Here is a 23,283-nt window from a genome sequence, read left to right as displayed (position 1 = left end):
GCACTCTTGATCCGTGGACTCCGATGATCTCGGCCTCTTCGGTCCGGGTTCGGTCACGTGGAAGGTGCACGAGGAGCCGATCCTGATCGTCGCCGGCCTCCGCTCGCTCTACCTCCAGGCGCTGCACCCGCGCGCGATGGCCGGGGTGGCACAGAACAGCAACTACCGCACCGACGCCTGGGGGCGCCTCGTCCGCACCGCCAACTACGTCGGCGTCACCGTCTACGGGACCATCGCCGAGGCGGAGTCGGCCGGTCGACGGCTGCGCCGTCTGCACGCCCGGCTCCGGGCCACCGACCCGGCCACCGGCGAGCAGTTCCGCATCGATGACCCTGACCTGCTGCGCTGGGTGCACGTCACCGAGGTGGAGTCGTTCCTGGACACCGCCCGGCGGGCCGGGTTGCCGCTGTCGCCCGCCGAGGTCGACGGCTACTACACGGAGCAGCGCCGGTCGGCCGCGCTGGTCGGCCTCGACCCGGCGACCGTCCCCGGCACCGCCGCCGAGGTGGCCGACTACTACGGGGCCGTCCGCCCGGAGCTGCGGATGACCCGGGAGGCCGCCGAGACCGCGCTCTTCCTCACCGCGCCGCCGCTGCCCTGGAAGCTGAGCCTGCCGGCGCGGCTCGGCCTGACCCTCGGCCCGCCCCGGTGGGCCTACTTCGGCGTCGCCGGCACCGCGCTGGCGCTGCTGCCGGCATGGGCCCGTCGGATGTACGGCGGTCTCGGCCTGCCGACCACCGCGCTGTCGGCGGACCTGACCGTCCGGGCGCTCCGGCTCGCGCTCGCCGCGCTGCCCCGCCGCTATCGGGAGGGGCCGTTGCAGCAGGCCGCCAAGGAACGCGCGGCCCGCCTCGCCGGCACCCCGGCCGCCGGCTGACCTGGCCACCCGCCGAACCGGCGCCCTGCCCGCCGGCTGACCTGGCCACCCGCTGAGCCGGTGGCGCTGCCGCGAGCCGTTGACCGGGCCCGCCCGGTGATCCGGCCGCCGGTCACTGCTGAGCCGGCTCCCCCTCGGGCGGGCGGTCGACCGCCGCCCACGGCTCCTTGCCCGGCGTCTGCGCCCCGGCCGGACAGACCCGCCGGTAGTCGCACCATCCGCACCGGGGGCTCGGCGAGGTCGGGAAGGCCTCGTCGGGATCCGAGCCGTCGGCGACCGCCCGCTCGGCGGCCATGATGTCGCGGGCGGTCTCCTCGGCGCGGCTCAGCTGCCGGGCCAACGACTCCGCGGTGTGGTCGTGCCCGGCCACCGTGCCGGTCGGCAGGTGGTGCAGCTCGACCCGGCGGCACGGCCGGCGGAAGACCCGCTCGGCCGCGTACGCGTAGAGCGCCAGCGCCTGGGAGCCTCGGGCGTCGTCGGCGTCCAGCCCGGTGCGGCCGGTCTTGTAGTCGACGATGACCAGCTCAGTGCCCTCGGGACCGGGGCGGGAGTCGATCCGGTCGGCCCGGCCGTTGAAGGCCAGCACGGCGGTCTTGACCGCGACGACCCGCTCCACCCCGAGCGGGTCGACCTCCGGTTCGAGCGTCTCGACGTAGGCCTCGAGCCAGCCCAGCGCTCGCCGGTAGGCCGCCCGCTCCTGCTCGTCGTCGCGATAGCCCTCGCGGACCCAGGTGCCCCGCAGCAGCCCGGCCAGCGCCTCCGGCCGACGTCGATCGAGGGGCACCGCGTACCAGTTCTTCAGCGCGGTGTGCACGCTGGCACCGAGCGAGTTGTGCGCCCACGGCGGGCCCTTGGGCGGCGCCGGGCGGTCGACGTAGGAGTAGCGGTAGCGGCGGGGGCAGTCGGCGTAGGCGCCGAGCTTGCTCGGGGTGCAGACGAAAAGGCGCTCCGGCATGCCCTCGAAGCCGAGCTGCTCGGCCTGCCCCTCGCGGGGGCGTGGGGCGCGCCCGGAGGAGGGTCGGCCGGCTGGGGTGGGTCGTCGCACGCCTGCGATCCTGCCATCCACCTACGACAGCCGCGCGGACGCGCTCAGACCATGTTCACGTACTGCGTGACGAACGCGGCCACCGCGTCCGCGATGAGCTGCACCGCGATCGCGGCCAGCAGCAGGCCGGCGATGCGGGTGAGCACCTCGATCCCGCCCGGCCGCAGGATCTTCACGATCCCGCCGGAGAAGCGGAGCACGATCCAGACCGCGGCCATCACCGCGATGATCGCGGTGCCGATCGCCACGAAGTCGGTGACGCCCTCCGCCTGCTGGACGAAGAGCATGGTGGCCACGATCGCACCCGGGCCGGCCAGCAGTGGGGTGCCCAACGGCACCAGCGCGATGTTCGAGGTGGACTGCCCGCTCGGCTCGTCGCCCTTGCCGGTCAGCAGCTCCAGCGCGACCAGCACCAGCAGCAGCCCGCCGGCGGCCTGGAGCGCCGGCAGGTCGACGTGCAGGTAGTCGAGCAGGGTCTGCCCAGCCACCGCGAAGACCACGATCACGCCGAGCGCCAGCGCGACCGCCTGCCAGGCGGCCCGGTACCGGTCCCGGGGGGAGAGCGGGCCGGTCAGCGCGAGGAAGATGGGCATCATGCCCGGCGGGTCGGTGATCACCAGCAGGGTCACGAAGACCTCACCGAAGAGCTTGAGATCCACCTGATCAACCTAGCGGCGGCGCCGGAGGCCGATCCGCGGATCAGCCGGAAGCGACTTCGGTCACCCCGCCGGCCTCCGCGACGATCCGCTCGTACGCCTCGGGGTCGGTGGTGAACGCGCCGAGCCGGACGGTCTTGTGCGTGCCGTGGAAGTCGGAGGAGCCGGTGACCAGCAGCCCCAGCTCGGCGGCGAGCCCCCGGACGTGCGCCCGCTCGGCCGGGGAGTGGTCCTCGTGGTCCGCTTCCAGCCCGGCGAGCCCGACCGCCGCCAGCTCGGCGATCAACTCGTCCGGCACCACCCGCCCCCGCCGGGTGGCGCGCGGGTGGGCGAAGACCGGTACACCGCCGGCCGACCGGACCAGCCGCACCGCGCGGAACACGTCGATGTCCTCCTTGGGCAGCCGGTAGCGCTCGCCCAGCCAGTCCGGCCCGAACGCCTCGCTGGTGCTGGTGACCAGGCCGGCCCGGATCAGGGCCAGCGCGATGTGTGGCCGGCCGACGGTGCCGCCGGCCGCGCCGGCCAGGATCTCCGGCCAGCTGACGTCGATGCCGTCGGCCCGCAGCAGGTTCACGATCCGTTCGCCGCGCTCCTCGCGGGCGGCCCGCACCCGGGTCAGTTCGGCGACCAGCTCCGGTGCGTCCGGGTCGAAGAGGTACGCCAGCAGGTGCAGCGGCACCGCGGGCTCCGCGCCGAACCATCGGCAGGAGAGTTCCGCCCCCCGGACCAGGCGGAGCCCGGTCGGCAGCGCGTCCAGCGCGGGCGCCCAGCCGGCGGTGCTGTCGTGGTCGGTGATCGCCACCACGTCGAGCCCGGCGTCGGCGGCCGCGCGTACCAGCTCCGCGGGGCTCAGCGTGCCGTCGCTGGCCGTGGAGTGGGTGTGCAGGTCGATCCGGCCGGCCGGACTGGTACGCGGGGTCATCGCCCGACGCTACCGGCGACGCCGCCCGCTCACCCGCCCGGGCCGTGACGCCCCGGAGCCGGGACGCCGCGGTCGCCGGGCGGTCAGGAGCCGCTCACCACCACCGGGCGGTCGCTCGGGCCGGCGCCGGGCACCGGGGACGGGGCGGCCGGCTCGCCGGCCAGCACGCTCTTCACCTGCACCCGGACCAGCTCGCCCGAGCCGTCGACGTACGCCGCGGCGTCGGGCGACGCCCAGGCCACCGCGCCGGTCATCGGAGGTCCGGCGGGGCGGGCGGCCACTGTGCCGCCGATCCGCGTCACGTCGATCAGCAGGGCGCTCTCCGCGCCGTCGTACCGGCCGTTCGCCAGCAACCACCGGCCGTCCCCGGAGACCGCGCCGAGCCCGTCCGGGCTCAGGGTGGCGCCGCATCCGGTGTGCACCGGGGCCAACTCGCGGCCCGGGTCGACCACGGCGAGGCAGGGGCCGTCGGCGCGAGCGCCGGAGATCTGCCCGACCAGTCGACCGTCGGGCAGGGCGCCGTAGAGGTTCAGGGTGGCCCGATCGGCGTCCACCGGGACCGGGCCGACACTCGGGTGCCAGATGGTGTGTCCCGGCCGGGCCGGGTCGAGCCGGACCAGCACGGAGTCCCCGACGAAACCGTCCGGCACGGCGGTGGCCGGCGCGGGGGTGCGGACCGGCGCGATCAGCTGGGTACCGACGACCCCGGCCGAGACCAGGTCGGCGCCGTCGCGCCAGGCCACCTGGCGGCCGTCCGCCGACACGATGATCGTCCCCGCGCCGGCCAGCAGCACCTGAGCGTTGCCTTCCCGGGACACCGACCAGAGCGAGCGGCCCGCGGTGGTGGCGGCGCCGACCACCAGCCAGCCGGCGTTCTCGGGCAGCCGATGGGCCCGCTCGGCCGGGCCGACGCCGGGCAGCGCGACCCGCCGCCCGTCCGCACCGACGATGACGGTCCCGACGATCAGGTCCACCTCGGTGCCGGGCGCCTGCCCGTCGACGATCGACGGCTCCGAGGAGAGGACGGGATCCGGCCGGGCCGAGGCGTACGGGTCACCGAGCACGACCGTCGGCGGGGCCGACCGACGCGGCTCGGCACCAAGCTGGGCCACCCCGGTGCTGACGGCCACCGTGGCGACGGCGGCCAGGGCCAGACCGGTCATGGCGCGCTGGCGCTGGACCCGCCGGGCGCGGCGGATCGCGGCGCCGGCCGGGTCGACGGCGAGCGGCCGGGGCACGGCGACCTGCTGGGAGAAGGTCTCCCGCACCGCGGATTCCAGCTCGTCCTTCGTCACCTCCAATGGACGCGCCGGGACGGCAATCCGGTTGCCACCCCGACGCCGGGTGGCGGTCATCGCTGTTTCCCGCGGGCACTGCCGGCCGGGACGCCGGAGACCGGGGCGGCGAAGGCAACGGCCGGGACCGGGACATCGTCCACCGGCCCGCCGGGCGGGACTCGTCGTGCCCGGTCGGCCGCCGGAGCGTCGCCGGCGGCGGCCTGGTCGCCGCGGTCGGGCGCCGCCGCCGTGGCCTGCCGCGGGATCGCATCGGAGGCGGTAGCGGGCGCGGAGCCGGCCGCCGAGACGGCCGGCTCGGGTGACCGGGCGTCGGGGCGAGCCGACGGGGGTCTGGGCGCCGCCGGCCGGAGCCCCCGGCTCGGCCGTGCCGGCGCGGCGCTCGGCTCGACGGCCAACTCCTGAGCGGCCTCGGCGCCCATCCGCTTGCGCAGGGTGGCCAGCGCGCGCGACGTCTGGCTCTTCACCGTGCCCGGCGAGATGTCGAGCAGCGCGGCGGTCTGCGCCTCGGACATGTCCTCGTAGTAGCGCAGCACCAGCACGGCCCGCTGCCGGGTGGGCAGCGCGCTGAGGTGGCGCCAGAGCACGTCCCGGTCGAGCTGCTGCTCGATCTCGTCGGCGGCGGCCCGCTCCGGCAGCACCTCGGTGGGGCGTTCACCGTGCCAGCGTCGCCGCCACCAACTGGTCGACGTGTTCACCATCACCCGGCGGGCGTACGGTTCGATCGCCTCGATCCCGCCGAGCCGCTTCCAGGCGAGGTAGGTCTTGGTCAACGCGGTCTGCAGGAGGTCCTCGGCGGTGGCCCAGTCGGCGGTCAGCAGGTAGGCGGTGCGCAGGAGGGCGCCGGATCGGGCCGCGACGAACTCGCGGAACTCCTCCTCCAGCGGATCCCTGTTCCCCACTGCCCACCTCCACACCCCGACCGTCCTGGCAGGTTGCCATGCCAGGGCGGCCGAGGTCCATGGCGAAAGGTGTGCACTTCCTCCGATGTTCGGACAGATTCGGTCACGCGCCGTCGTCGGCCTTGGCCTCGTCGGCTTCCTTGCCCAGCCGCGCCTCGACCGCCTGCGGCTCGTACATCTCTTCGACCACTCGCAGGTAGAGCTCGTTCGGGTTGGGCAGGTTCTTGATCTCGCGCAGCGCCTGCTCCTGGCCGGCGGACTCCAGCACGAAGGTGCCGTAGTTGAGCGCCCGGCCGCTCGGCGTCTGCTCGTACTTCATGTCGGTGACCCGGACCAGCGGCATCATCGCCACCCGGCGGGTGATGATGCCGTTGACCACCATCACCCGCTTGTTGGTCAGGATGAACCGGTCATACCACCAGTCGGCGACCTTCCACGCCACCCAGCCCATCACCGCGAACCAGAGCAGCACGGCGATGGTGGTGAGCGCACCGACGTCCTGCCCGGCGAGGAAGCCGGAGAGGTAGCCGAGCACGAAGGTCGCGGCGATCCCGATGAGGATCGGCGTGGCGAGGTGGATCCAGTGCCGCTTCCACTCGCCCCGGTAGCGCTCGGTCGGGAAGAGGTAGCGGGCGACCAGGGAGCTGGGTTCGTCCTCCAGCGGCAGCACCCGCCGGGGCGCGTTGCCGGCCGCGTCGGCGCGCAGACCGGCCAGCTCGTCCTCGGAGATCGCCGGGGCCTGGTAGCCGGCCTCCGGGTCGCGGATCCAGGACCGGCCGGAGCGGCCCTCACCCGCGTAGCCGGGACCGTCGCCGAAGCCGACGTCGTCCGAAAGGGACGGACCGTCGGAGAGGCCTGGACCGGCGCCGTAGCCGGGCCCCTCGTCCGGGGGAACCCGGGGGATCGGCTCCGTGTCGCGTTCCCGGCGCTCCCGGTCAGGGTCGTCCGGGTCGAAGGGTGGACCGGAGGGGCTGCCCATCGGGGGTCAGGCGACGAGGCTGGTGAAGAAGTCGCCGAACCCCTGGGCGATGTCCATGATCCCGCCGCCGAGCGACTTGAACACATCCGCCGCAGAGTTTGGCCGGTAGGCGACGAAGAAGATCAAGAATGCGATACCGGCCCAGGTGAGGACCTTCTTGACCATGGCGGGCCATCCTCTCGCGCGGCGCCGGGTCCCATTACCGCAGCGGCACCCAGAGTATCAGTGTGGTGTCGTACAGTGAATATCTGCGTCCGTTCTCCGTCATTCCGGGAGGGTTGTCAAGCCCTACCGTGCAGGTACGGAGATGGTGCGCCGTACACGAGTTCGGGTGGAGTCCACTCGGTCAGGTCGTGCAACACGACGTCCTCCGCGAGCAGGTGACCCGCACTCGCCGGCCAGGCTATCGCATGCAGCCACATTCCCCGAGCCTCGCCGGCGTACGCGCTTCGATCCGTCGGTGAATGGACCAACCACAGTGGAGTAGGGTGCCCGGCCACCCGGATCCGCGCCTGGCCGACGTGCTCGGGGTGGCCCGGGCCCGGGTCGGTCAACGCCTCGGCGAGCTGCGGACCGGGATCCGGCCCGGCCATGCCCGCGAGCCGGGTACCCAGGCCGACGCCCGGCTCCTCGGCGACGAAGACCAGGTCGGCCGGGCCGCCGCCGAGCGGCTCGGGGCCGGCGCAGGCCACCGCGGTGGCCCGTACGCCGGTGCGGTCGTCCCCGGCGTACGCCACCCCGGTCATCGTCCAGCCCGGCGGCAGCGGCCACGGGCACCAGAGTGGCGCGGCCGGCCGATGTGGTGGCTCGGCGCCGGCGGTGATCCGTTCCACCACGCTCGCCACGATCTCGGCTCCGATGTGTTCGGGCACGTGCAGCGGTGACACCGGCCCGCACCGCACACACCTCGACTCGGTGTGCATGAGGTCCGGTGACCGGACCTGACTTCCGCATCTGGGACAACTCACCGCGACACTCACATCCCCACCGTCACCCCGTCGGGCGGGGCCGTCAAGCGGAGCAGCCGTTTCCGTCGCGAATGGCGAGGAATCGGCGCGCACCCCTGCCCGAACACGGGCCACCCCTCGAACGGCGGCAGGTGGCCGGTGTGGTCCTCCCCCGGATCAGTCCGGCGGCGGGCCGGCGTACGCCCGGATCCAGGCGTGCATGGCGATGCCGCTGGCCACCCCGGCGTTGATCGAGCGGGTCGAGCCGTACTGGGCGATGGAGAAGAGTTGGTCGCAGGCGGCCCGGGCCGGCGCTGACAGGCCCGGCCCCTCCTGACCGAAGAGCAGTACGCAGCGTCGCGGCAGGGTGGTGGTCTCCAGCGGGCGGGAGCCGGGCAGGTTGTCGATGCCGACGATCGGCAGCTCATGAGCGGCTGCCCAGGTGACGAACTCCTCGATCGTCTCGTGGTGTCGCACGTGCTGGTAGCGGTCGGTCACCATGGCGCCGCGCCGGTTCCACCGTCGCCGGCCCACGATGTGGACCTCGGCGGCGAGGAAGGCGTTCGCGTTGCGCACCACCGTGCCGATGTTGAGGTCGTGCTGCCAGTTCTCGATCGCCACATGGAAGTCGTGGCGGCGCCGGTCCAGGTCGGCGACGACCTCCTCGCGCCGCCAGTAGCGGTAGCGGTCGACCACGTTGCGCCGGTCCCCCTCGGCGAGCAGGTCGGGGTCGTACCGCGGGTCGTCCGGCAGGTCTCCCGGCCAGGGGCCCACGCCGACATCGAGCTGCTCACCGGTCACGGTCAGCAGAGGTTACGGCACCTGGCGGGGTCGTCCGCGCAGGCATCGGCCGGTCATCGCAGCCCGAGGGCGTCACCCAGCCGGTCGAGGAAGCGCCGGTCGGCCGGGGCCGTGACGGCGATCCGCGCGGCTCCCGCCGGCACGGCACGGCAGACCCGTGCCGCGACCGACTGCACCCACTGGCGGTACGCCGCCGAGTCGGCCGGGTCGGCCCGCCGGTCGAGCACCCGTACCACCGCCCGACAGGCCGCGAGCAGGTCCACCAGGTCGGTGGCCCGGTCGCCGGAGGTCGTGGCGCCGTCGTGCCGGGCGTAGATCGCGGAGACCACCGCGCGGATCAGATCGCTGTCGAAGGATCGGCCGGCGGCCACCGCGTCCAGGCCGGCGAGTCCGTCGCTGACCCCCCGCGGAGGTCGACCGGGACCGGACGCGGTGGCGGCGACGATCACCCGGCCGGGCAGGTTGGTGAGCAGATCCCACTCGTCGGCGGAGTAGCCGGCGGTGGTCAGCGGTGCGGCGCGGGGGCCGGCAGAGGGCGGCTCTCCTGCGACGGAGTGGCTCATGGGGACCTCCGGCGCCAGCATATTGCCCCGGATCGCGAAAAGAGCCCCCTTCCCACCGGAACACGGCGGGAAGAGGGCTGGACGCTGTCCGGGGGCCGGCGCTCAGCGCGGCTCGGGAAAGCTCGGCCGCTCCGGGTCGACTCCCTCGGGAACCGTGCTGGCCGCGTACTCCCGCTTCGGGACCATGACCCGGCGGCGGAAGACGCAGACCATCGTGCCGTCCTGGTTGTAGCCGCGGGTCTCCACCGACACCACGCCCCGGTCCGGCTTGGAGTTCGACTCCCGCTTGTCCAGCACGGTGGTCTCGCCGTAGATGGTGTCGCCGTGGAAGGTGGGTGCGACGTGCCGGAGCGACTCGACCTCGAGGTTGGCGATCGCCTTGCCGCTCACGTCGGGCACGGACATGCCCAGCAGCAGGGAGTAGATGTAGTTGCCGACCACCACGTTGCGCTTGAACTGGCTGGCGGACTCCGCGTAGTGGGCGTCCATGTGCAGCGGATGGTGGTTCATGGTGAGCAGGCAGAAGAGGTGGTCGTCGTACTCGGTGACGGTCTTGCCCGGCCAGTGCCGGTAGACCGCGCCGACCTCGAACTCCTCGTAGTAGCGGCCGAACTGCATCCTGGTCCCCTTCGACGGGCGGCGATGGAGTTCGGCACAGCATGCCTTATCGAGGGTTAAGGCGATCCCCGGGGCGCGGGCCGCGCGGAAAAGTCACACCGGCCACATCTGGGGGGAGACGCAATGAGCGGCGGGGCCCTCCCCGGCACCCGCCGCCCACGCTCTGATGAGAAAGATTCTGCCGTACGCCTGTCCGGCACCGACAGAGACAGAGGTCACATTTATACTTTTGTAACACTACGCTGAGTCACGGCCGGCGGCCGGGTGAGCGATCTTTGCAGGCCGGATAGCCCCATGTCAGGTGGCAGGTCACCAATTCGTTCCGGTCAATGCAGTGGATCATGTTGGAAACGCTCCCATCACGGCTTGTCACGCAAGTGCGACGTGCATTTGCGTTCGGCAGGGCAGGCCCGGACAGACACGGGTCGATGACTCGTCGTGGCCGAGTGCTCGCTACGTCACAGGTTTGCCCTGCCCATGCGTGGGAATGCGACACAGTCAGCCCTGGTTCTACGGGACGTAGGTAATCCGCGGTGATCGGAGAGAGTGCAATGGCTACCGTTGAGCTGACCACGGCGAACTTCGACGAGGTGACCGGCAACGACGGCATCGTGCTGGTGGACTTCTGGGCCGACTGGTGTGGTCCGTGTAAGCGGTTCGCCCCGGTCTACGAGCGCTCCTCGGAGAAGCACCCGGGCATCGTCTTCGGCAAGGTCGACACCGAGGCGCAGCAGGAGCTGGGCGCCAAGTTCGACATCCGGTCCATCCCGACCATCATGGCGATCCGGGACGGCGTCATCGTCTTCGCGCAGCCCGGCGCCCTGCCCGAGTCGGCGCTGGAGAACCTGATCGAGCAGGTCGAGGCGCTCGACATGGATGACGTCCGCAAGCAGCTGGCCGAGCACAAGCACTGAGCCGGCTACCCGTACGGCGTTGACGGCCGGGCCCCGATCGGGGCCCGGCCGTCGTCGTGTCGGCCGAGCCCGCGCAGGCAGGTCAGGTATGGCCGTCAGAGGGACCCGGGCCTTGCGATGTTTCCCGTATCGTCACGATCCGATGGAAACGTTGACAACCCGCGGACGGGCCGCCCGGCTCGGCGTCACCGCGCTCGGTCTCGCCGTGCTGCTCGCCGGCACGGTCTGGGGCAGCGACGACGACTTCCCGTTCGGCCCCTTCCGGATGTACGCCACCTCCAACCCGCCGAACGCGCCGGCCCCGGACACCCGGGTCGAGGGGGTGGACGCCACCGGTGCGGTGGTGAGTCTCGGTCAGGACGCGACCGGCATCCGCCGAGCCGAGATCGAGGGCCAGCAGGGCCGGTACGCCGCCGAGCCCGCGCTCCTCGCCGAGGTCGCCGACGCGTACGCCGAGCGGCACCCGGCCGCCCCCGAGCTGGTCGAGGTCCGCATCGTGATCCGCTGGTTCGGCATCGAGGGCGGCCGCCCCACCGGCCGGCACACCGACGAGACGGTGGTCCGCTGGCAGGCTCCGCGATGAGCCGCTGGTTGACCGAGCCGGTCCCGCGCGGCCGGATCGCCGCCTTCCGGACCCTGATCTACCTCTTCGTCGCCGCCGACCTGGTGGTCTTCACCCCGTGGGTACGCACCCGGGTGAGCGTGCCCGGCGATCTCTACCAGCCACTGCTGATCGGCCGCTCGCTGCCGCTGCCGACACCGACCCCGGCCCTGGTGGCGGTGATCTTCTGGGCGCTGCTGCTGCTCTCGCTGCTCGCCGCGACCGGGCGGGCGCCTCGGCTCCTCGGTTGGTCGGTCTGCGCGCTGTACCTCGAGTGGATGATCATCGCGATGAGCTACGGCAAGGTCGACCACGACCGCTTCGGCCTGCTCGTCGCGCTGGCCGTGCTCCCCACTGCCGGACGCGCCCGCCACGGCGACGCGACCCGGAGCGAGGCCGGCGGTTGGGCGCTGCGGGTCACCCAGATCGCCGTGGTCTGCACCTACTTCCTGGCCGCCTGGGCGAAGCTGCGTTTCGGCGGCCTGGACTGGCTGACCGGTTCGGTGCTGGCCCGGGCGATCATCCGGCGCGGCACCGAGTTCGCCGACCTGATCGCCCAGGTGCCCTACCTGCTGATCGTCGCCCAGTTCGGAATCGTCGCGTTCGAGCTGGCCAGCCCACTGGTCTTCCTGCTGCCCGAGCGGTGGCGGCATGCCATGGTCGGCTTCTTCTACTCGTTCCACGCGGTCACCATGGCGACCATCACCATCTCGTTCGCCCCACACCTGGCCGCGATGACCAGCTTCCTGCCGCTGGAGCGGGTTCGCCCGGTCGAGTGGCTGCGCCGGCTCCGCCGCCGCGGCTCACCGGCCCCCGTCGGCCAACTCGGCGAGCATTCCCTCACAACTGCGGACCACCACCTGCGCCCCGCGCCGCTGGGCCAACCGGAGTAGCGGGTCCTCGGCCCGGTCCCGCCAGCGCCACTGCGCGTCGGCGGCGACCTCCCAGAGCCGCTGCACACTGGCGTCGTGCTCGACACCGAGCCGGACGGCCAGCCCGACGCCGTCGCCACCCACCAGCCGCCGCGCCTCCGCGGCGATCTCGGCGTCGAAGCCGAGCCGCGCGTCCCGTAGCGCCGCCAGCATGCGCAGCTCCTGGAACTCGTGCGCGCCGGCGAGGATCTGTTCCACGGTGCTGAGCAGCTCCGCGGTGCCCGGGCCGGGCTCGGCCCGGGCCAGCGCCTCGACCGCCGCCAGGGCCGAGCGCGACTTGAGCGTGTCCCGCCGGTCGACGAAGAAGCGGGTCACCGACTCGCGCAGCTCGGCCAGGCCGCTACGGCGGATCAGTTCGGCGGAGAGGGTGGCCCGGCTGTCGCAACCGGTCCGCACCAGCGTGGCGGCCAACCGGACGCCGAACAGGCCGAGCCGGTCCAGCAGGCCGGCGCGTAGCTCCGCGTCCAGCGGCACCGGCAACGCGCCGCGCAGGAAGCGGTCGGCGGAGAGCAGGTACGCCTCCAACTCCGGGCGGGGCACCGTGGCCAGCTGGGCGAGGGCGGCGAAGTCGGACTCACTGAGCACCCGACCGGCCAGCCCGATCAACCCGCTGCACGGCACCACCGCGACACTGAGCGCGTTCACCCGCGGGTCTCGGTAGTGCCGTCGGGCGAGCTGCCGCGCGGTGAGCAGCGCATCGATCTTGCCCCCGCCGGTCTCGTCGGCCCGGGAGAGCAGCATGATCACGTTCACCGGGGCGGCCTGCCCGACCGCGCTCTCCCGGCCGGACTCCAGCACCCGCAGGTCGCTGCCGCGCCCGTCCCGGGTCAGGTAGAGCACCGCGTCCGCCTCGCGCAGCACCCGGTCCATCACCGGTGAGCGGCCGTGCTCGCCGGGCTGACCGACCGCCGGCGTGTCGATCAGGGTCACCTGCCGCAGCGCCCGGGTAGGCCAGCGGACCACGATGTCGCGCAGTTCGCCGGCCCGCCAGCCGACCAGGTCGACCCGCATCCCGGTCGCCGACTTGGCCATCGCCAGCTCCTGCGGCGGATGGCTGGCCGAGTATCCGGTCGCCCGCGGTTGCGGGCCGTCCTCGTACCAGGTGAACACGGCACTGCCGTCGGCCCCGACGACCGGGGCAACCTCCTCGCCCATCAGCGCGTTCAGCAGCGTCGACTTGCCGGCGCGCCACGGGCCGGCGATGGCGACCCGCAGCGGCTGCTCCAGCCGGGCCAGCTGACGACGCAGGTGACCGGTGGCCCGGGGATCGTCCCGATAGAGCTGCAACGCCTGGTGCAGCAGCCCCCACACCGCCTCGTCCAGGCGCAGGCCGACGGTCATGACCGGGGCTCCAGCGGGGCCGGCGCCGGCCGGGCCCCGGTCAACTGCTGGGCCTGTTCGTAGAGCGCCGCCAACCGGGTCATCTTCAGCTTGATCTCGCGCTGACGCTGGTCACGCACAGCCGCGTCGGTGTCGGCGGCCTGCTTGGCGCTCCGCAGCGACTGGACGATGGCCTCCTGCAACTCGTCGGTGAGCGCGGTGAAGTGGTCCCGCAGCATCCGCTGCACCTGGCGGGCGGCGTCCCGGCAGTCCTTGGTCATCCGGACGAAGAAGTCGTCGACGTGCCGCTGGATCGCCGTCTTCACCGTCGCCTGCCGCCGGCGGAGCAGCTGGCGGCTCTCGTCCCGGATGCTCTTGCCACCGAAGAGCGCGCCGGCGCCGATCGAGACCGGATTGATCATCGGCATACCGGCCAGCGTCAGCGCCAGGCCGAACATCAGCAGGCCCCCGTACGACCCCTTCATGCCGGTGATCACCTTCTGGGTGGCGGTGAACCGGTCGATGCTCGGCCGCTCGATCTCCGGCAGCCGATCGACCAGATCCTCCGGCACCGTCATCGACCAGGGCGGCAGCACGTCGTAGCCGTATCGGGCGAAGTTGCCGGCCACCCGCCGGGCGGCGTGGTCGCAGCGCTGCGCCAGCCACTCGTGGTTGGCCTCCGCCGCCTCGACCAGGCTGCGGCTCAACCACTCCTGGAAGGTCTCCCAGGCGACCAGCGGGTCGGCGGTGTCGAAGGCCTCGTCGACCATCCGCAGGATCTGCCGGGTGCGGTCACGCAGGTCGTACTCGATGTCGGAGAGCAGGTCGGCCATCTCGTCGTTGAGCGCGTTCTGCCAGCGTGTGGAGCACCGGCGCAGCTCGTCCACCTCGCGCTGGGCCGCGTGCAGCCGGGACATCGGCCCGGACTGCTCCTCGGCCCGCTGGCTCTCCAGCTCGGCGCGCAGCGGCGCGGCCAGCTGTTCCACCACCGTCCGGGCGGTCAGGCCGACCGCGGCCCGGGCCAGCACGTCGGCCTTGCCGGCCAGGTCCCGCTGGAGCCGGCCGATCAGCGCCGGGAAGCCCGACTCGGCGTTGAGCCCGCGGTCGTCGACGGTGGCCGCACGCAACCGCAGCGCCGCCGACACCGGGATCAGCGCCGCCGGCACGCCCGCCTCGGCCAGGTGCCGCCGGTTGCGCTCGGCGACCACCCGCCAGTCCGGCACGAGGTCGATCTTGGTCTGCACCACCACCACGTTCGGGTGCGACCGGGTGACGTGCAACAGCAGGTTCAGCTCGGCCACCGAGAGTTCCCGGGTCGAGTCGGAGACCACCAGCACGGCGTCCGCCCGGCTCAGGCCGGCGACCGGGCCGGCGCCACCGAGCGCGGCCACCTCGTCGCTGCCGGGAGTGTCCACCAGCACGAGTCCGCCGGCGAGCAGCGCGCGTGGCAGTCCGATCTCGACGTACGCCGGCCCGCCGCCCGGCCGGCGGCCGAGCGTCCCGGCCACGCCGGCCGCGATCCGGTCCAGTGGCACTGGGGTCCGCTCGACCGCACCGGGGAGGGCGCCGCCGCCGGTCCGATCGGGGGTCGCCGGGGGCGCCTGGACCACCGCCACCGCGGGTTCCTCGGCATGCTGCACCACCGTCGGCAGCACCGTGGTGCGACCGTCGCCGACCGGGCAGACCGGTGCGTTGACGATCGCGTTGACCAGCTGGCTCTTGCCCTGGTTGGGCTCGCCCACGACCAGCACGCGCAGGGTCGGGTCGAGCAGTTGGGCACGCTTGTGCCGGACCGCCTGCAGCAGGTCGCCGCGCCCGTGTTCCCGGCACGTGCGGGCGATCCCGTCGAGCACGTCCAGCCAGATCCCCGCCATCACCGCACCAAGTGTGCTGGTTTCGGATCAATTATCAAGAGGGTGAGGATCCTGGAAACGGGGAGTGGCCGGGCCGCCACAACGGGCGACCCGGCCTTTCCCTGCTCCGACCGGGCGTCGGTCAGAGCAGACCGTCGGTGATGCCCAGCAGCCCGCCGCCGTGAGACGCGGAACCGTCCCCGTGGACCCCGGCGTCGCCGGTCACCCCGTCGGTGACGCCACCGGTCACGCTGCCCACCGTGCCGGTGACGCCGGAGAGAACGCCATCCACCTGATGCGTCACGCCGCCCACCGTGGACGGCACGTCGACCGGCCCGACCCCGCCGCTGTCGCCGCCGGTGAGGCCCAGCCCGCCCAGGGTGTCGTCGACGCCGAGCGAGTCGACCAGGCCGCCGACCTGGCCCGTGGTGCCCGAGAGGGTGCCGCCGAGCAGACCGTCCGGCGTACCCAGCAGGCCGTGGTCGGTCGAGTCGAGCACCGTCTCCGGGCTGCCGACCGTGCTGGTGACATCCCCGATCACCGGGTCCGCCACGGTGTCCACCGCGCCCACCACGTCGGCGTCGAGGGTGTTCGCGACGTCGTGCACCCCGGTCAGGTCGGTGGCGAGGCCACCGGGCCCGACGCCGAGGCCGATCCCGGGCAGCACCATCGCGCCCGCGGCGACCGCCGTCGGGTCGACGGCGATGGCGCCGAGCACACCGGCCTTGACGTCCACACCGGAGTAGCTGCTGCTGATGGTGATCTGCTGCGCCACGCTCTGCAACTGGCCGACGACGTCGGTCGCGTCGGTCACCAGCGGGTCCGCGCCGAGCTGGCCGACCACCGGGGCCACCGGCGCGAGCCCGTTCACCGGGGCGTAGTCGACCACCAGCGGAACCACGTCCTGCACGTCGGCGGCGGTGATGTCGGTGAGCCCCGCGGCCTGCAGCGCGCCCTCCGGGTCGAGGTCGAAGGCCGACCGGGCGTCGGCGTCGGTGAGCAGGTTGAGCACGAAGTCGTGCAGGGTCTGGTCCATGTGCCGGTTTCTCCTCGGATGTGGGCGTCGTCGACCGCCGCTCGTCGGAAGCGACGCTATGGGCACGGACCGGCACCGGGCATCGGGGATGATCCCGCAACCCGCCCCGCTCGATTAGGGCGTCGACCCCCTCGTACGTTAGGGGGACTGGGGGAACCGGGCCGGTCAGATTTAGGGTCTCGATGCAGGAGAGATCTCTGGTACGAACGTAGGAGCCCACGGGGATTCGCCGGGGGTGGGCCGTACACGGGGTGGGATACCCGCGGCCCTCGACCGGCCGACTCGTGGTGAAGGAAGAAATAGGCGGATGCCGTACGTCCTGGGGATAGACATCGGGAGCACCACCACCGTGGCCACCGTGGCCCGGCGACGGGGGGCCAGCTGGGCCCGCCCCGAGGTGGTGGCGCTGGACGCCGCCTCGACGACCGTGCCGTCCGTGCTGCACCTGGGCGAGGACGGGACTCTCGTGGTCGGCGAGTCGGGCACCGACGACGGCAGCCGTACCGCGCGTGGCTTCGTGCACCGGGTCGGCGACGACGTGCCGCTGCTGCTCGCCGGCGAGGCGTGCCCGCCACAGATGCTGACCGCCGTGCTGGCCACCTGGGTGGTCGAACGGGTCCACGACCGGGAGGGCGCGCCCGCCGAGGCGGTCGTGCTCAGCCACCCCGCAGGGTGGGGACGGCACCGGCGGGACCTGCTGCACGCCGCGCTCTGGGAGCTGGGACTGTCCCACGTGACGCTGCTGCCGCGTACCGTCACGGTCGCCGAGAGCCATGCGGCACGGGGCTTCGCCGGCAGCGCCGCCGCGGTCTACGCCCTGGGCGGCAACAGCTTCGAGGCGGCCTTGGTCCGGCGCAACGCGCGCGGCCGGTACGAGACCTTCGGCTTCCCCCAGGGGCTGGACTGGATCGGCGGCGCCGACTTCGACGAGGCGCTGGCCGAGCACGTCCGCACCGTGCTCGCCCGGGAACTCGCCGCCGCCGGCCGCCGGGAGACGCACGCCACCCTGCGCGCCCTGCGGCCCGAGTGCGACCGGGCCAAACGCGCGCTGACCGTCGACACCGGGACCGACGTGCTGCTGAACCTGCCCGCCGGGCCGGCCCGGGTACCGGTGAGCAGGGTGCAGTTCGAGGAGATGATCCGCCCGGCCGTGCAGGCCACCGTGGACCTGCTGCTCCGGACGGTGAACTCCGCCGGGCTGCGGCCCGCCGAACTCGACGCCGTCCTGCTGACCGGCGGCTCCACCCGCATTCCGCTGGTCGGCGAACTGCTCGCCGCCGCCTTTCCGGTGCCGGTCGAGGTGGAACCCGACCCCCAGCTGACCGCCGCCACCGGCGCCGCGCTGGCCGCCTGCCAGGTGGTGTCGCCCCGCCCGCGACCGGCCGAACCGGACCGGACCCCCCGCCCCACCGCCGAGGCCCGCCGGGACGCCGCACCGGCCATCCCCTCGCCGCGCCGCCCCGACCACGGCCGCCCGGCTGTCCACAGTGAACCCCCACCCCGTCCCCCGGTCCGGATCGCCCCGCTGGATCTGCCGAGGCCGTCCCGGCTGGCGCTGGCCCGGACCCGGGGACGCGAAGGATGACCACCATGATCATGAGCACTGCCGCCGGCGGCGGACTGGTGCTGGACCGCGCACCGAAGGCCCTGCTCGACGCGGTGGCCACGGATCCGGCGGCGCCGCTGGCGTTGGCCGTGACCGGCCCGGGAGGGCACGGCCGCAGCGCGTACCTCCAGGAACTGGCCCGGGTCTACCGCCGGGCCGGGGTCACCGCTCGGGAGGACGTCCCGGAGCTGCCCGAGGAGATCGACCCCGACACCGTGCTGCTGGTCGACGACGCCCATCTGCTCGACGACGGTCGGCTCCGCGCCCTGCGCCGCCTCGCGGCCGGGCGGCGGCACCGGCTGGCCGTCGGCTACCGGCCGTGGCCGCGGCCGGGCGCGCTGGTCGAGCTGGCCGACACGCTGCGGCGGGACGGGCAGGTCGTCCTGCTCACCCCGTTCGCCCGCGACCAGACCGCCGCCTACCTCGCCACCGCGCCCGAACTCGGCCGGCGCGCCGAACTCGTCGACTTCGTGCACGGCCAGACCGCCGGCGTGCCCCGCGACGTCGAGCGCCTGGTCCGCGGGCTGCGCGGGCGGGAACTCGGCCCCGGCGTACCGGCCGAACCACCCCGGCAGGCCGTCCTCGAGTTCGGGCCGGACCTGGACGATCTCGCGCCCGACGTCCGGCGGCTGCTGCTGGCCGTCGCCGCCGGCGTACCGCTGCCGGTGGAGCTGCTCGGCACGCTGCTCGGCCGCGAGCCGGCCGAGGTGGACGGCATCGTCGCGGCGACCCGGGCGGCGGGCCTGCTCGGCGCGGACGGCCGGCTCGCGCCGCTGGTCCGGCGGGCGGTGACCGCCCTCAGCCCGGCCACCGAACGCACCGCGGTCTGGCGCCGGCTCAGCGAGGTGCAGCTGGCCCGGGGCGGCCCGGTGCTGCCGCTGGTCCGCGCCCTGTTCGCGGCCGGGGTGGCCGGCGACTGCCCGGGCGGAACGCTGGAGGCAGCCGCCGAGGAGGCGCTCACCACCGAACCGGCCCTCGCGGCGGAACTCTTCGCCGCCGCCGCTGCCGCCGGACGCCCGGTCGGCGCGCGGCAGGCGGTCGCCGCCGCGCTCGCCGGGGACCTCGACGCCGCGCTCCGGCTCGCCGACCGACTGCTCGCCTCAGCCGCACCGACCGACCGGGCCGAGGCCGCGGTGGTCGCCGCGACGGCTCTCGCGCACCGCGGCCAGGTCAGCCGGAGCGTGGAGCTGTACCGGTGGTCGGGCGCCGCCCCGGCCGCCGCGTTCGCCACCGTCGGCGCGCTGGCCAGCGGCGATCCGACCGGATCGACGGCCGCCCCCGGCGACGACCGGGACGGACCGCCCACCCTGCACGCCAGCGCCGCCCGGCTGATGGCCGCCGGGGTCCGGGACAGCGTCGACGGCGTACCCACCGCCGCGCTCTCCACCCTGGTGCAGGCGACAGCCCTGCTGGAGCCGGACGGCCGGGCGGTGCTGCTGCCGGACAGCCCGGCCGCGCTCGCCGCGCTGACCGCGGTGCACTGCGGCGAGCTCGACATCGCCGACCGGGTGCTCGACCGGGCGCTGGCCAGCGGCATCGGCGGCCCGCTGATGGCCCGCCGGCACCGGCTGCTGCAAGCGTGGATCCTGATGGTCCGGGGACAGACGGTCGTCGCGACCGAACGCCTCGGCACGGTCACCGCCGGCGGCCGACCGCTCGAATCGCGCGACCTGCTCTTCGCCACCGCCCTGGAGCTGGCCATCGCCCGACGCAACAGTGACCTCGGCGCGCTCCAGCGCGGCTGGGGGCACGCGCTGGAGGCGCTGGTCCGGCACCCGGTGGACCTCTTCACCCTGCTGCCGCTCGGCGAACTGGCCATCGCCGGCGCGCGACTCGGCGACCTGGACCGGCTGGCGCCGTACCTGCGCGAAGCCCGATCACTGTTGGCCCGACTCGGCGATCCACCACTGTGGAGCGCGCCACTGCACTGGAGCGGCCTGCACGCCGCCATCCTCACCGAGGAGCCCGCCGTCGCCGACGACCACGTGGCCGCGCTGACCGCCGCGGCACCGCACAGCCGCTACGCGACCGTGGTCGCCGCGGCCGCCACCAGCTGGGTCGACGTGCTGCGCGGCGTAATCGACGCGACCCGGGTGGAGACTGCCGCCCGCGGGCTGCACGACGCGGGGCTCTGCTGGGACGGTGCCCGCCTCGCCGGGCAGGCCGCGATCCGGACCTCCGACCGGCGGGCGATGACCGCCCTGCTGGACTGCGCCCGGACGCTGCAGGGCCGATCGGCCGGGACCAAGGGCGAGCAGCGACCCGCCGGCACCGAAGGGCAGGTCGCGGACGCTCTCACCACCCCGGCCGGGCAGCGCCTCAGCGACCGGGAACGGGAGGTGGCCGAGCTGGTGCTGGCCGGGCTGACCTACCGGGAGATCGGCGACCGGCTCTTCATCTCGGCGAAGACCGTCGAACACCACGTGGCGCGGATGCGCTCCCGACTCAACTGCGCCAACCGGGCCGAGCTGCTGGCCCTGCTGCGCACCATCGTGGCCGACCGGTCCGGCGTCGCCGCCGGGCAGCCCTGGCCCGAACGGTCGGCCCGATGAGCGCGGACGGGAGCGGCCCGGTGAGCGGAGGTGGGACCACGATGAACCCGAACGGAATCCGGCGGCAGCTCCTCGCCGTGGCGGTCGTGCTGATCGCGCTCTGGTCGTACGCCGCGTTCCTGACCGGGCGGGACGCGGCCGACCTGCTTCGGATCCGCGCCCTGGCGGAGACGCTCGGCCAGCCCACCGACCGGCTGATCCTGGGCCTGCAGACCGAGCGGCGACTCAGCGCCGGAACCGTCGCCGGCGCCCCCCGGGCGCGCACCACGCTGGCCCGCGTCCGCGAGGACACCGACCGGGCCGCGGCCGCGCTGCGCGACACCGCCACCGGCAGCGACCTCCGGCTGCTCACCGCCGGTGCGGTACGCGACCGGGCCGACGAGCTGCTCCGCCAGCTCGACGGGCTGGCCGGCCTGCGGGGCGAGGTGGACGCCGGCCGGGCCGAGTCGATCGCCGGCTACGACCGGCTGATCGACAGCGCTTTCGCGATCTACGGCCCCGAGTGGGGCGCGCGGGAGAGCGCGCTGGCCGCGGAGACCCGTGCGGTCGTCGCGCTCGCCCGCTCCCGGGAACTGCTCGCCCGCGAGGACACCCTGCTCACCGCCGTCCTGACCAGCGGCCGGATCAGCGCCGACGACCGGCGGCGGCTCACCGAACTGGTCAGCAACCAGCGGTACGCCGGCGCCGAGGCGGTGGCCGGACTGCCGACGGCGGACCGGAACGGCTACCGGGCCCTGCTGGAGGGCCCCCGGTTCTCGGTACTGCTCTCGCAGGAGGACCGGCTGCTGCGGGCCGACGACGGCCCACCCCCGCTGACCGCGGAGGAGTGGCAGGCCGCCGCCGATCCCGCCCTGGCCGGGCTGCACGACCTGGTCCGGTCCGCGGCCCTGGGCAGCGTCGAGCGGGCCACGCCCGGCGCCGCCCTGGTGGTCGCCCGCACCGGCGCGGTGCTGGGGCTCGGACTCATCGCGGTGCTCGCCGCGCTGGTCGCCGGCGCCCGCACCGTCCGCCGGCTGACCGGCGAGCCCGGCCGCCCCGCCGCGACCCCACCGGCCGCCGGTCCGGACCCCGCGCTCCACCCCCACCAGTGGGAAGACGCCGGACCGGAGCGCGGCACCCGCCCGGTGTCGCCGGCCGCGGTGGTGGCAGCGCCGCAGGCCATGACGGACGCCGGACCCGGGCGGGACGAGCGCACCTCGGCGGCGGCCACCCGGGAGCTGTTCCTCCGCCTCACCCAGCGCAACCAGGCGCTCCTGCGCGAGCAGCTCACCCTGCTCGACACGATGGAGCGGCGCGAGCACAGCGCGGAGGAGACCGCCGACCTGTTCCGGCTCGACCACCTCGCCACCCGGCTCCGGCGCAACGTCGAGAAACTGGTCAGCCTCGCCGGCGCGCGGCCGGCCCGGCGCTGGCGCCGGCCGGTGCCGCTGCTGGACGTGGCGCGCGGCGCGGTCGCCGAGGTCGCCGACTACCAGCGGGTGCTGGTCGCCCCGCACTGGCCGGGGTCGCTCGCCGGCCCCGCGGTCACCGACGTCACCCACCTGCTCGCCGAGCTGGTCGAGAACGCGCTGGCGTTCTCGCCGGCCAGCACCACCGTGCGGCTGGCCGGCGAGGACCGCCCGGAAGGCCGCGCCCTGGTGGTCACCGATGACGGGCCGGGCCTCGACGCGGCCGCCCTCGCCGCGGCGAACCACCTGCTGGCCGAACCGCCCCCGACGGGGCCACCCGCCGGCCGCAACGGGCTGTACGCTGCTGCCCTGCTCGCCGCCCGCTGCGGTGCCAGGGTCTCGCTGCACCCCGGTCCCCGCGGCGGAACGGCAGCGGTCGTCCTGCTCCCGGCCACCCTGGTCACGCCGGTTGGGCCCGACGGGGCGGCGACCGGGCCGGCCGGCCCCCAGCCCGTACCGCCGACGCGGTCACCAGCCGGATCCGGAGCCGGCGACCTGCCGGTGCGGAGCCGACACCCCGGGCCGGTGCGGCCCGGGCCGGGAACGGCCGGCTCCGACACGGTCGAGATACCGGTCTCCAGAGCAGCGAGAGGACGCTCATGACGCAATCAGTGGTCACTGCCGACAGCCTGACGGACGCCCTGAACGATCTGGTCGATCGGGTGCACGGGGCCGAGTTCGCGGTGGTGCTCTCGCCGGACGGGCTGCTGCTCGGGGCCAGCCGCGAGGTCGACGACCGGCTGGCGAACCAGCTCTCCAGCCTGGTCGCCGGCATGGAGGCGCTCGGCACGGCGGCCACCCGGGTCTGCGTCGGCGGCGCGCTGCGCCAGGTCGTGGTACAGATGGCACGGGCGTTCCTCTTCGTCGCCACCACCCGCAACGGCGCGATCCTGACCGTCCGGATCGGTGGCGACGCCGAGGTCGGCGACATGGCGTACGAGGTGGCGCTCTTCGTGGGCCAGGCCGAGCGGCACCTGCCGGTGTATCTCGAACCGGCTTCGACAGTGACGGGCGGGGAGATCGGTGCAGCCGACCGGGGGCGGTGAGGAGGCGTGGTACGACGACGACGCCGGGCCGGTGGTCCGCCCGTACACCATGACGGGCGGGCGTAGCGCGCCCGACAAGGGTCGGTTCGACCTGATCACGCTGGTCGTCTCCCGGGGCCCGGCGCCGCCGACCGCGCAGCTCTTTCCGGAACAGGCGGCGATCGTCGAGATGTGCCGGCGACCGCTCTCGGTGGCCGAGATCGGCGCTGATCTGGACCTTCCGGTGGGCACCGTCCGGGTGCTCCTCGGCGACTTGCTCGCCGCCGGTCTCATCGAGACGCACGAGCCGCCGACCCTCTCCGAACTGCCGTCCGAGGACCTGCTCAGGGAGTTGCTCGCCGGGCTACGCGCGCTGTGAGCCGCTGGCCGA

Annotated in this window: 23 protein-coding genes; 9 read left to right on the top strand and 14 right to left on the bottom strand. The window is 74.2% G+C overall.

Annotated elements, in window-relative coordinates; genetic code table 11:
• Nucleotides 1–13: 13 nt before the first annotated feature.
• Nucleotides 14–877: an oxygenase MpaB family protein gene (locus AB0C04_RS04510; protein WP_357048150.1), complete on the top strand. Its 864-nt coding sequence runs from the start codon at nucleotides 14–16 to the stop codon at nucleotides 875–877.
• 112 nt (nucleotides 878–989) lie between these two features.
• Here AB0C04_RS04510 and AB0C04_RS04505 read toward each other — a convergent pair whose 3' ends face one another.
• The 11 genes from AB0C04_RS04505 to AB0C04_RS04455 all read right to left on the bottom strand — a co-directional run bounded on the left by AB0C04_RS04505 (nucleotide 990) and on the right by AB0C04_RS04455 (nucleotide 9,605).
• Nucleotides 990–1,922 (bottom strand): PD-(D/E)XK nuclease family protein, encoded by a 933-nt coding sequence (locus AB0C04_RS04505; RefSeq protein ID WP_357048147.1) that lies wholly within the window; start codon nucleotides 1,920–1,922, stop codon nucleotides 990–992.
• Nucleotides 1,923–1,966: 44 nt separating this feature from the next.
• On the bottom strand, nucleotides 1,967–2,581 hold the full coding sequence (locus tag AB0C04_RS04500; protein WP_357048144.1) for a MarC family protein: 615 nt from the start codon (nucleotides 2,579–2,581) through the stop codon (nucleotides 1,967–1,969).
• A gap of 40 nt (nucleotides 2,582–2,621) precedes the next feature.
• Nucleotides 2,622–3,500 carry a PHP domain-containing protein gene (locus tag AB0C04_RS04495; protein ID WP_357048141.1) on the bottom strand — a complete coding sequence of 293 codons (879 nt, stop codon included), beginning with the start codon at nucleotides 3,498–3,500 and terminating at the stop codon, nucleotides 2,622–2,624.
• A gap of 83 nt (nucleotides 3,501–3,583) precedes the next feature.
• Entirely contained in the window at nucleotides 3,584–4,855 is a 1,272-nt protein-coding gene (locus AB0C04_RS04490) for a hypothetical protein (protein WP_357048138.1), read from the bottom strand.
• A complete protein-coding gene (locus AB0C04_RS04485; protein ID WP_357048136.1) occupies nucleotides 4,852–5,697 on the bottom strand; it encodes a SigE family RNA polymerase sigma factor in 846 nt (281 codons plus the stop codon). The genes AB0C04_RS04490 and AB0C04_RS04485 overlap by 4 nt, the downstream gene beginning before the upstream one ends.
• Nucleotides 5,698–5,800: 103 nt before the next feature.
• Nucleotides 5,801–6,676 (bottom strand): PH domain-containing protein, encoded by an 876-nt coding sequence (locus AB0C04_RS04480; protein ID WP_357048133.1) that lies wholly within the window; start codon nucleotides 6,674–6,676, stop codon nucleotides 5,801–5,803.
• A gap of 6 nt (nucleotides 6,677–6,682) precedes the next feature.
• Nucleotides 6,683–6,841 carry a hypothetical protein gene (locus AB0C04_RS04475; protein ID WP_007455302.1) on the bottom strand — a complete coding sequence of 53 codons (159 nt, stop codon included), beginning with the start codon at nucleotides 6,839–6,841 and terminating at the stop codon, nucleotides 6,683–6,685.
• Nucleotides 6,842–6,957: 116 nt separating this feature from the next.
• Entirely contained in the window at nucleotides 6,958–7,644 is a 687-nt protein-coding gene (locus tag AB0C04_RS04470; RefSeq protein WP_357048130.1) for a DUF6758 family protein, read from the bottom strand.
• 156 nt (nucleotides 7,645–7,800) lie between these two features.
• A complete protein-coding gene (locus AB0C04_RS04465) occupies nucleotides 7,801–8,424 on the bottom strand; it encodes an RNA methyltransferase (RefSeq protein ID WP_357048127.1) in 624 nt (207 codons plus the stop codon).
• A 53-nt stretch (nucleotides 8,425–8,477) separates the two neighbouring features.
• A complete protein-coding gene (locus tag AB0C04_RS04460; protein WP_357048124.1) occupies nucleotides 8,478–9,008 on the bottom strand; it encodes a hypothetical protein in 531 nt (176 codons plus the stop codon).
• 81 nt (nucleotides 9,009–9,089) lie between these two features.
• Nucleotides 9,090–9,605 carry a MaoC family dehydratase gene (locus AB0C04_RS04455; protein ID WP_357048121.1) on the bottom strand — a complete coding sequence of 172 codons (516 nt, stop codon included), beginning with the start codon at nucleotides 9,603–9,605 and terminating at the stop codon, nucleotides 9,090–9,092.
• Between the two features lie 551 nt (nucleotides 9,606–10,156).
• Here AB0C04_RS04455 and trxA point away from each other — a divergent pair.
• From trxA to AB0C04_RS04440, 3 genes are all read left to right on the top strand, one after another.
• Nucleotides 10,157–10,519 carry a thioredoxin gene (gene trxA / locus AB0C04_RS04450; RefSeq protein ID WP_357048118.1) on the top strand — a complete coding sequence of 121 codons (363 nt, stop codon included), beginning with the start codon at nucleotides 10,157–10,159 and terminating at the stop codon, nucleotides 10,517–10,519.
• A gap of 142 nt (nucleotides 10,520–10,661) precedes the next feature.
• A complete protein-coding gene (locus tag AB0C04_RS04445) occupies nucleotides 10,662–11,102 on the top strand; it encodes a hypothetical protein (RefSeq protein ID WP_357048115.1) in 441 nt (146 codons plus the stop codon).
• Complete coding sequence (locus AB0C04_RS04440) at nucleotides 11,099–12,013, top strand: HTTM domain-containing protein (protein ID WP_357048112.1); 915 nt, start codon at nucleotides 11,099–11,101, stop codon at nucleotides 12,011–12,013. The genes AB0C04_RS04445 and AB0C04_RS04440 overlap by 4 nt, the downstream gene beginning before the upstream one ends.
• Here AB0C04_RS04440 and AB0C04_RS04435 read toward each other — a convergent pair.
• The 3 genes from AB0C04_RS04435 to AB0C04_RS04425 form a co-directional block, all read right to left on the bottom strand.
• Nucleotides 11,924–13,393: a GTP-binding protein gene (locus AB0C04_RS04435; RefSeq protein WP_357048109.1), complete on the bottom strand. Its 1,470-nt coding sequence runs from the start codon at nucleotides 13,391–13,393 to the stop codon at nucleotides 11,924–11,926. The two genes, AB0C04_RS04440 and AB0C04_RS04435, sit on opposite strands and share 90 nt — an antisense overlap.
• Nucleotides 13,390–15,246, bottom strand: a complete 1,857-nt coding sequence (locus AB0C04_RS04430) for a dynamin family protein (RefSeq protein ID WP_357048106.1) — start codon at nucleotides 15,244–15,246, stop codon at nucleotides 13,390–13,392. Before AB0C04_RS04430 ends, AB0C04_RS04435 begins: the two co-directional genes overlap by 4 nt.
• A gap of 121 nt (nucleotides 15,247–15,367) precedes the next feature.
• A complete protein-coding gene (locus tag AB0C04_RS04425) occupies nucleotides 15,368–16,261 on the bottom strand; it encodes an IniB N-terminal domain-containing protein (protein ID WP_357048103.1) in 894 nt (297 codons plus the stop codon).
• A 307-nt stretch (nucleotides 16,262–16,568) separates the two neighbouring features.
• Between AB0C04_RS04425 and AB0C04_RS04420 the strand changes: the two genes are divergently transcribed.
• Genes AB0C04_RS04420 through AB0C04_RS04400 form a run of 5 tightly spaced genes read left to right on the top strand, consistent with a single transcriptional unit; the run spans nucleotide 16,569 to nucleotide 23,271 of the window.
• Nucleotides 16,569–17,846, top strand: a complete 1,278-nt coding sequence (locus AB0C04_RS04420) for an Hsp70 family protein (RefSeq protein WP_357048100.1) — start codon at nucleotides 16,569–16,571, stop codon at nucleotides 17,844–17,846.
• 5 nt (nucleotides 17,847–17,851) lie between these two features.
• Nucleotides 17,852–20,419: a helix-turn-helix transcriptional regulator gene (locus AB0C04_RS04415; RefSeq protein ID WP_357048097.1), complete on the top strand. Its 2,568-nt coding sequence runs from the start codon at nucleotides 17,852–17,854 to the stop codon at nucleotides 20,417–20,419.
• Between the two features lie 41 nt (nucleotides 20,420–20,460).
• The gene (locus AB0C04_RS04410; protein ID WP_357048094.1) at nucleotides 20,461–22,470 is read left to right on the top strand and encodes a nitrate- and nitrite sensing domain-containing protein; all 2,010 of its coding nucleotides are present in this window, start codon (nucleotides 20,461–20,463) and stop codon (nucleotides 22,468–22,470) included.
• On the top strand, nucleotides 22,467–22,913 hold the full coding sequence (locus AB0C04_RS04405; RefSeq protein ID WP_350867592.1) for a roadblock/LC7 domain-containing protein: 447 nt from the start codon (nucleotides 22,467–22,469) through the stop codon (nucleotides 22,911–22,913). Before AB0C04_RS04410 ends, AB0C04_RS04405 begins: the two co-directional genes overlap by 4 nt.
• Entirely contained in the window at nucleotides 22,891–23,271 is a 381-nt protein-coding gene (locus tag AB0C04_RS04400; protein ID WP_357048090.1) for a DUF742 domain-containing protein, read from the top strand. The genes AB0C04_RS04405 and AB0C04_RS04400 overlap by 23 nt, the downstream gene beginning before the upstream one ends.
• The last annotated feature ends 12 nt before the right edge of the window (nucleotides 23,272–23,283 follow it).

The sequence above is a fragment of the Micromonospora sp. NPDC048909 genome, assembly GCF_040649635.1.
GTDB lineage: Bacteria > Actinomycetota > Actinomycetes > Mycobacteriales > Micromonosporaceae > Micromonospora.
This window is presented reverse-complemented; position numbering and strand designations above follow the sequence as displayed.

Coding starts and splice junctions, on each gene's coding strand:
- AB0C04_RS04495 (WP_357048141.1), bottom strand. CDS start 3,500: ATGACCCCGCGTACCAGTCCGGCCGGCCGGATCGACCTGCACACCCAC.
- AB0C04_RS04490 (WP_357048138.1), bottom strand. CDS start 4,855: ATGACCGCCACCCGGCGTCGGGGTGGCAACCGGATTGCCGTCCCGGCG.
- AB0C04_RS04480 (WP_357048133.1), bottom strand. CDS start 6,676: ATGGGCAGCCCCTCCGGTCCACCCTTCGACCCGGACGACCCTGACCGG.
- AB0C04_RS04475 (WP_007455302.1), bottom strand. CDS start 6,841: ATGGTCAAGAAGGTCCTCACCTGGGCCGGTATCGCATTCTTGATCTTC.
- AB0C04_RS04460 (WP_357048124.1), bottom strand. CDS start 9,008: ATGCTGGCGCCGGAGGTCCCCATGAGCCACTCCGTCGCAGGAGAGCCG.
- AB0C04_RS04455 (WP_357048121.1), bottom strand. CDS start 9,605: ATGCAGTTCGGCCGCTACTACGAGGAGTTCGAGGTCGGCGCGGTCTAC.
- trxA (WP_357048118.1), top strand. CDS start 10,157: ATGGCTACCGTTGAGCTGACCACGGCGAACTTCGACGAGGTGACCGGC.
- AB0C04_RS04445 (WP_357048115.1), top strand. CDS start 10,662: ATGGAAACGTTGACAACCCGCGGACGGGCCGCCCGGCTCGGCGTCACC.
- AB0C04_RS04440 (WP_357048112.1), top strand. CDS start 11,099: ATGAGCCGCTGGTTGACCGAGCCGGTCCCGCGCGGCCGGATCGCCGCC.
- AB0C04_RS04435 (WP_357048109.1), bottom strand. CDS start 13,393: ATGACCGTCGGCCTGCGCCTGGACGAGGCGGTGTGGGGGCTGCTGCAC.
- AB0C04_RS04430 (WP_357048106.1), bottom strand. CDS start 15,246: ATGGCGGGGATCTGGCTGGACGTGCTCGACGGGATCGCCCGCACGTGC.
- AB0C04_RS04425 (WP_357048103.1), bottom strand. CDS start 16,261: ATGGACCAGACCCTGCACGACTTCGTGCTCAACCTGCTCACCGACGCC.
- AB0C04_RS04420 (WP_357048100.1), top strand. CDS start 16,569: ATGCCGTACGTCCTGGGGATAGACATCGGGAGCACCACCACCGTGGCC.
- AB0C04_RS04415 (WP_357048097.1), top strand. CDS start 17,852: ATGATCATGAGCACTGCCGCCGGCGGCGGACTGGTGCTGGACCGCGCA.
- AB0C04_RS04410 (WP_357048094.1), top strand. CDS start 20,461: ATGAACCCGAACGGAATCCGGCGGCAGCTCCTCGCCGTGGCGGTCGTG.
- AB0C04_RS04405 (WP_350867592.1), top strand. CDS start 22,467: ATGACGCAATCAGTGGTCACTGCCGACAGCCTGACGGACGCCCTGAAC.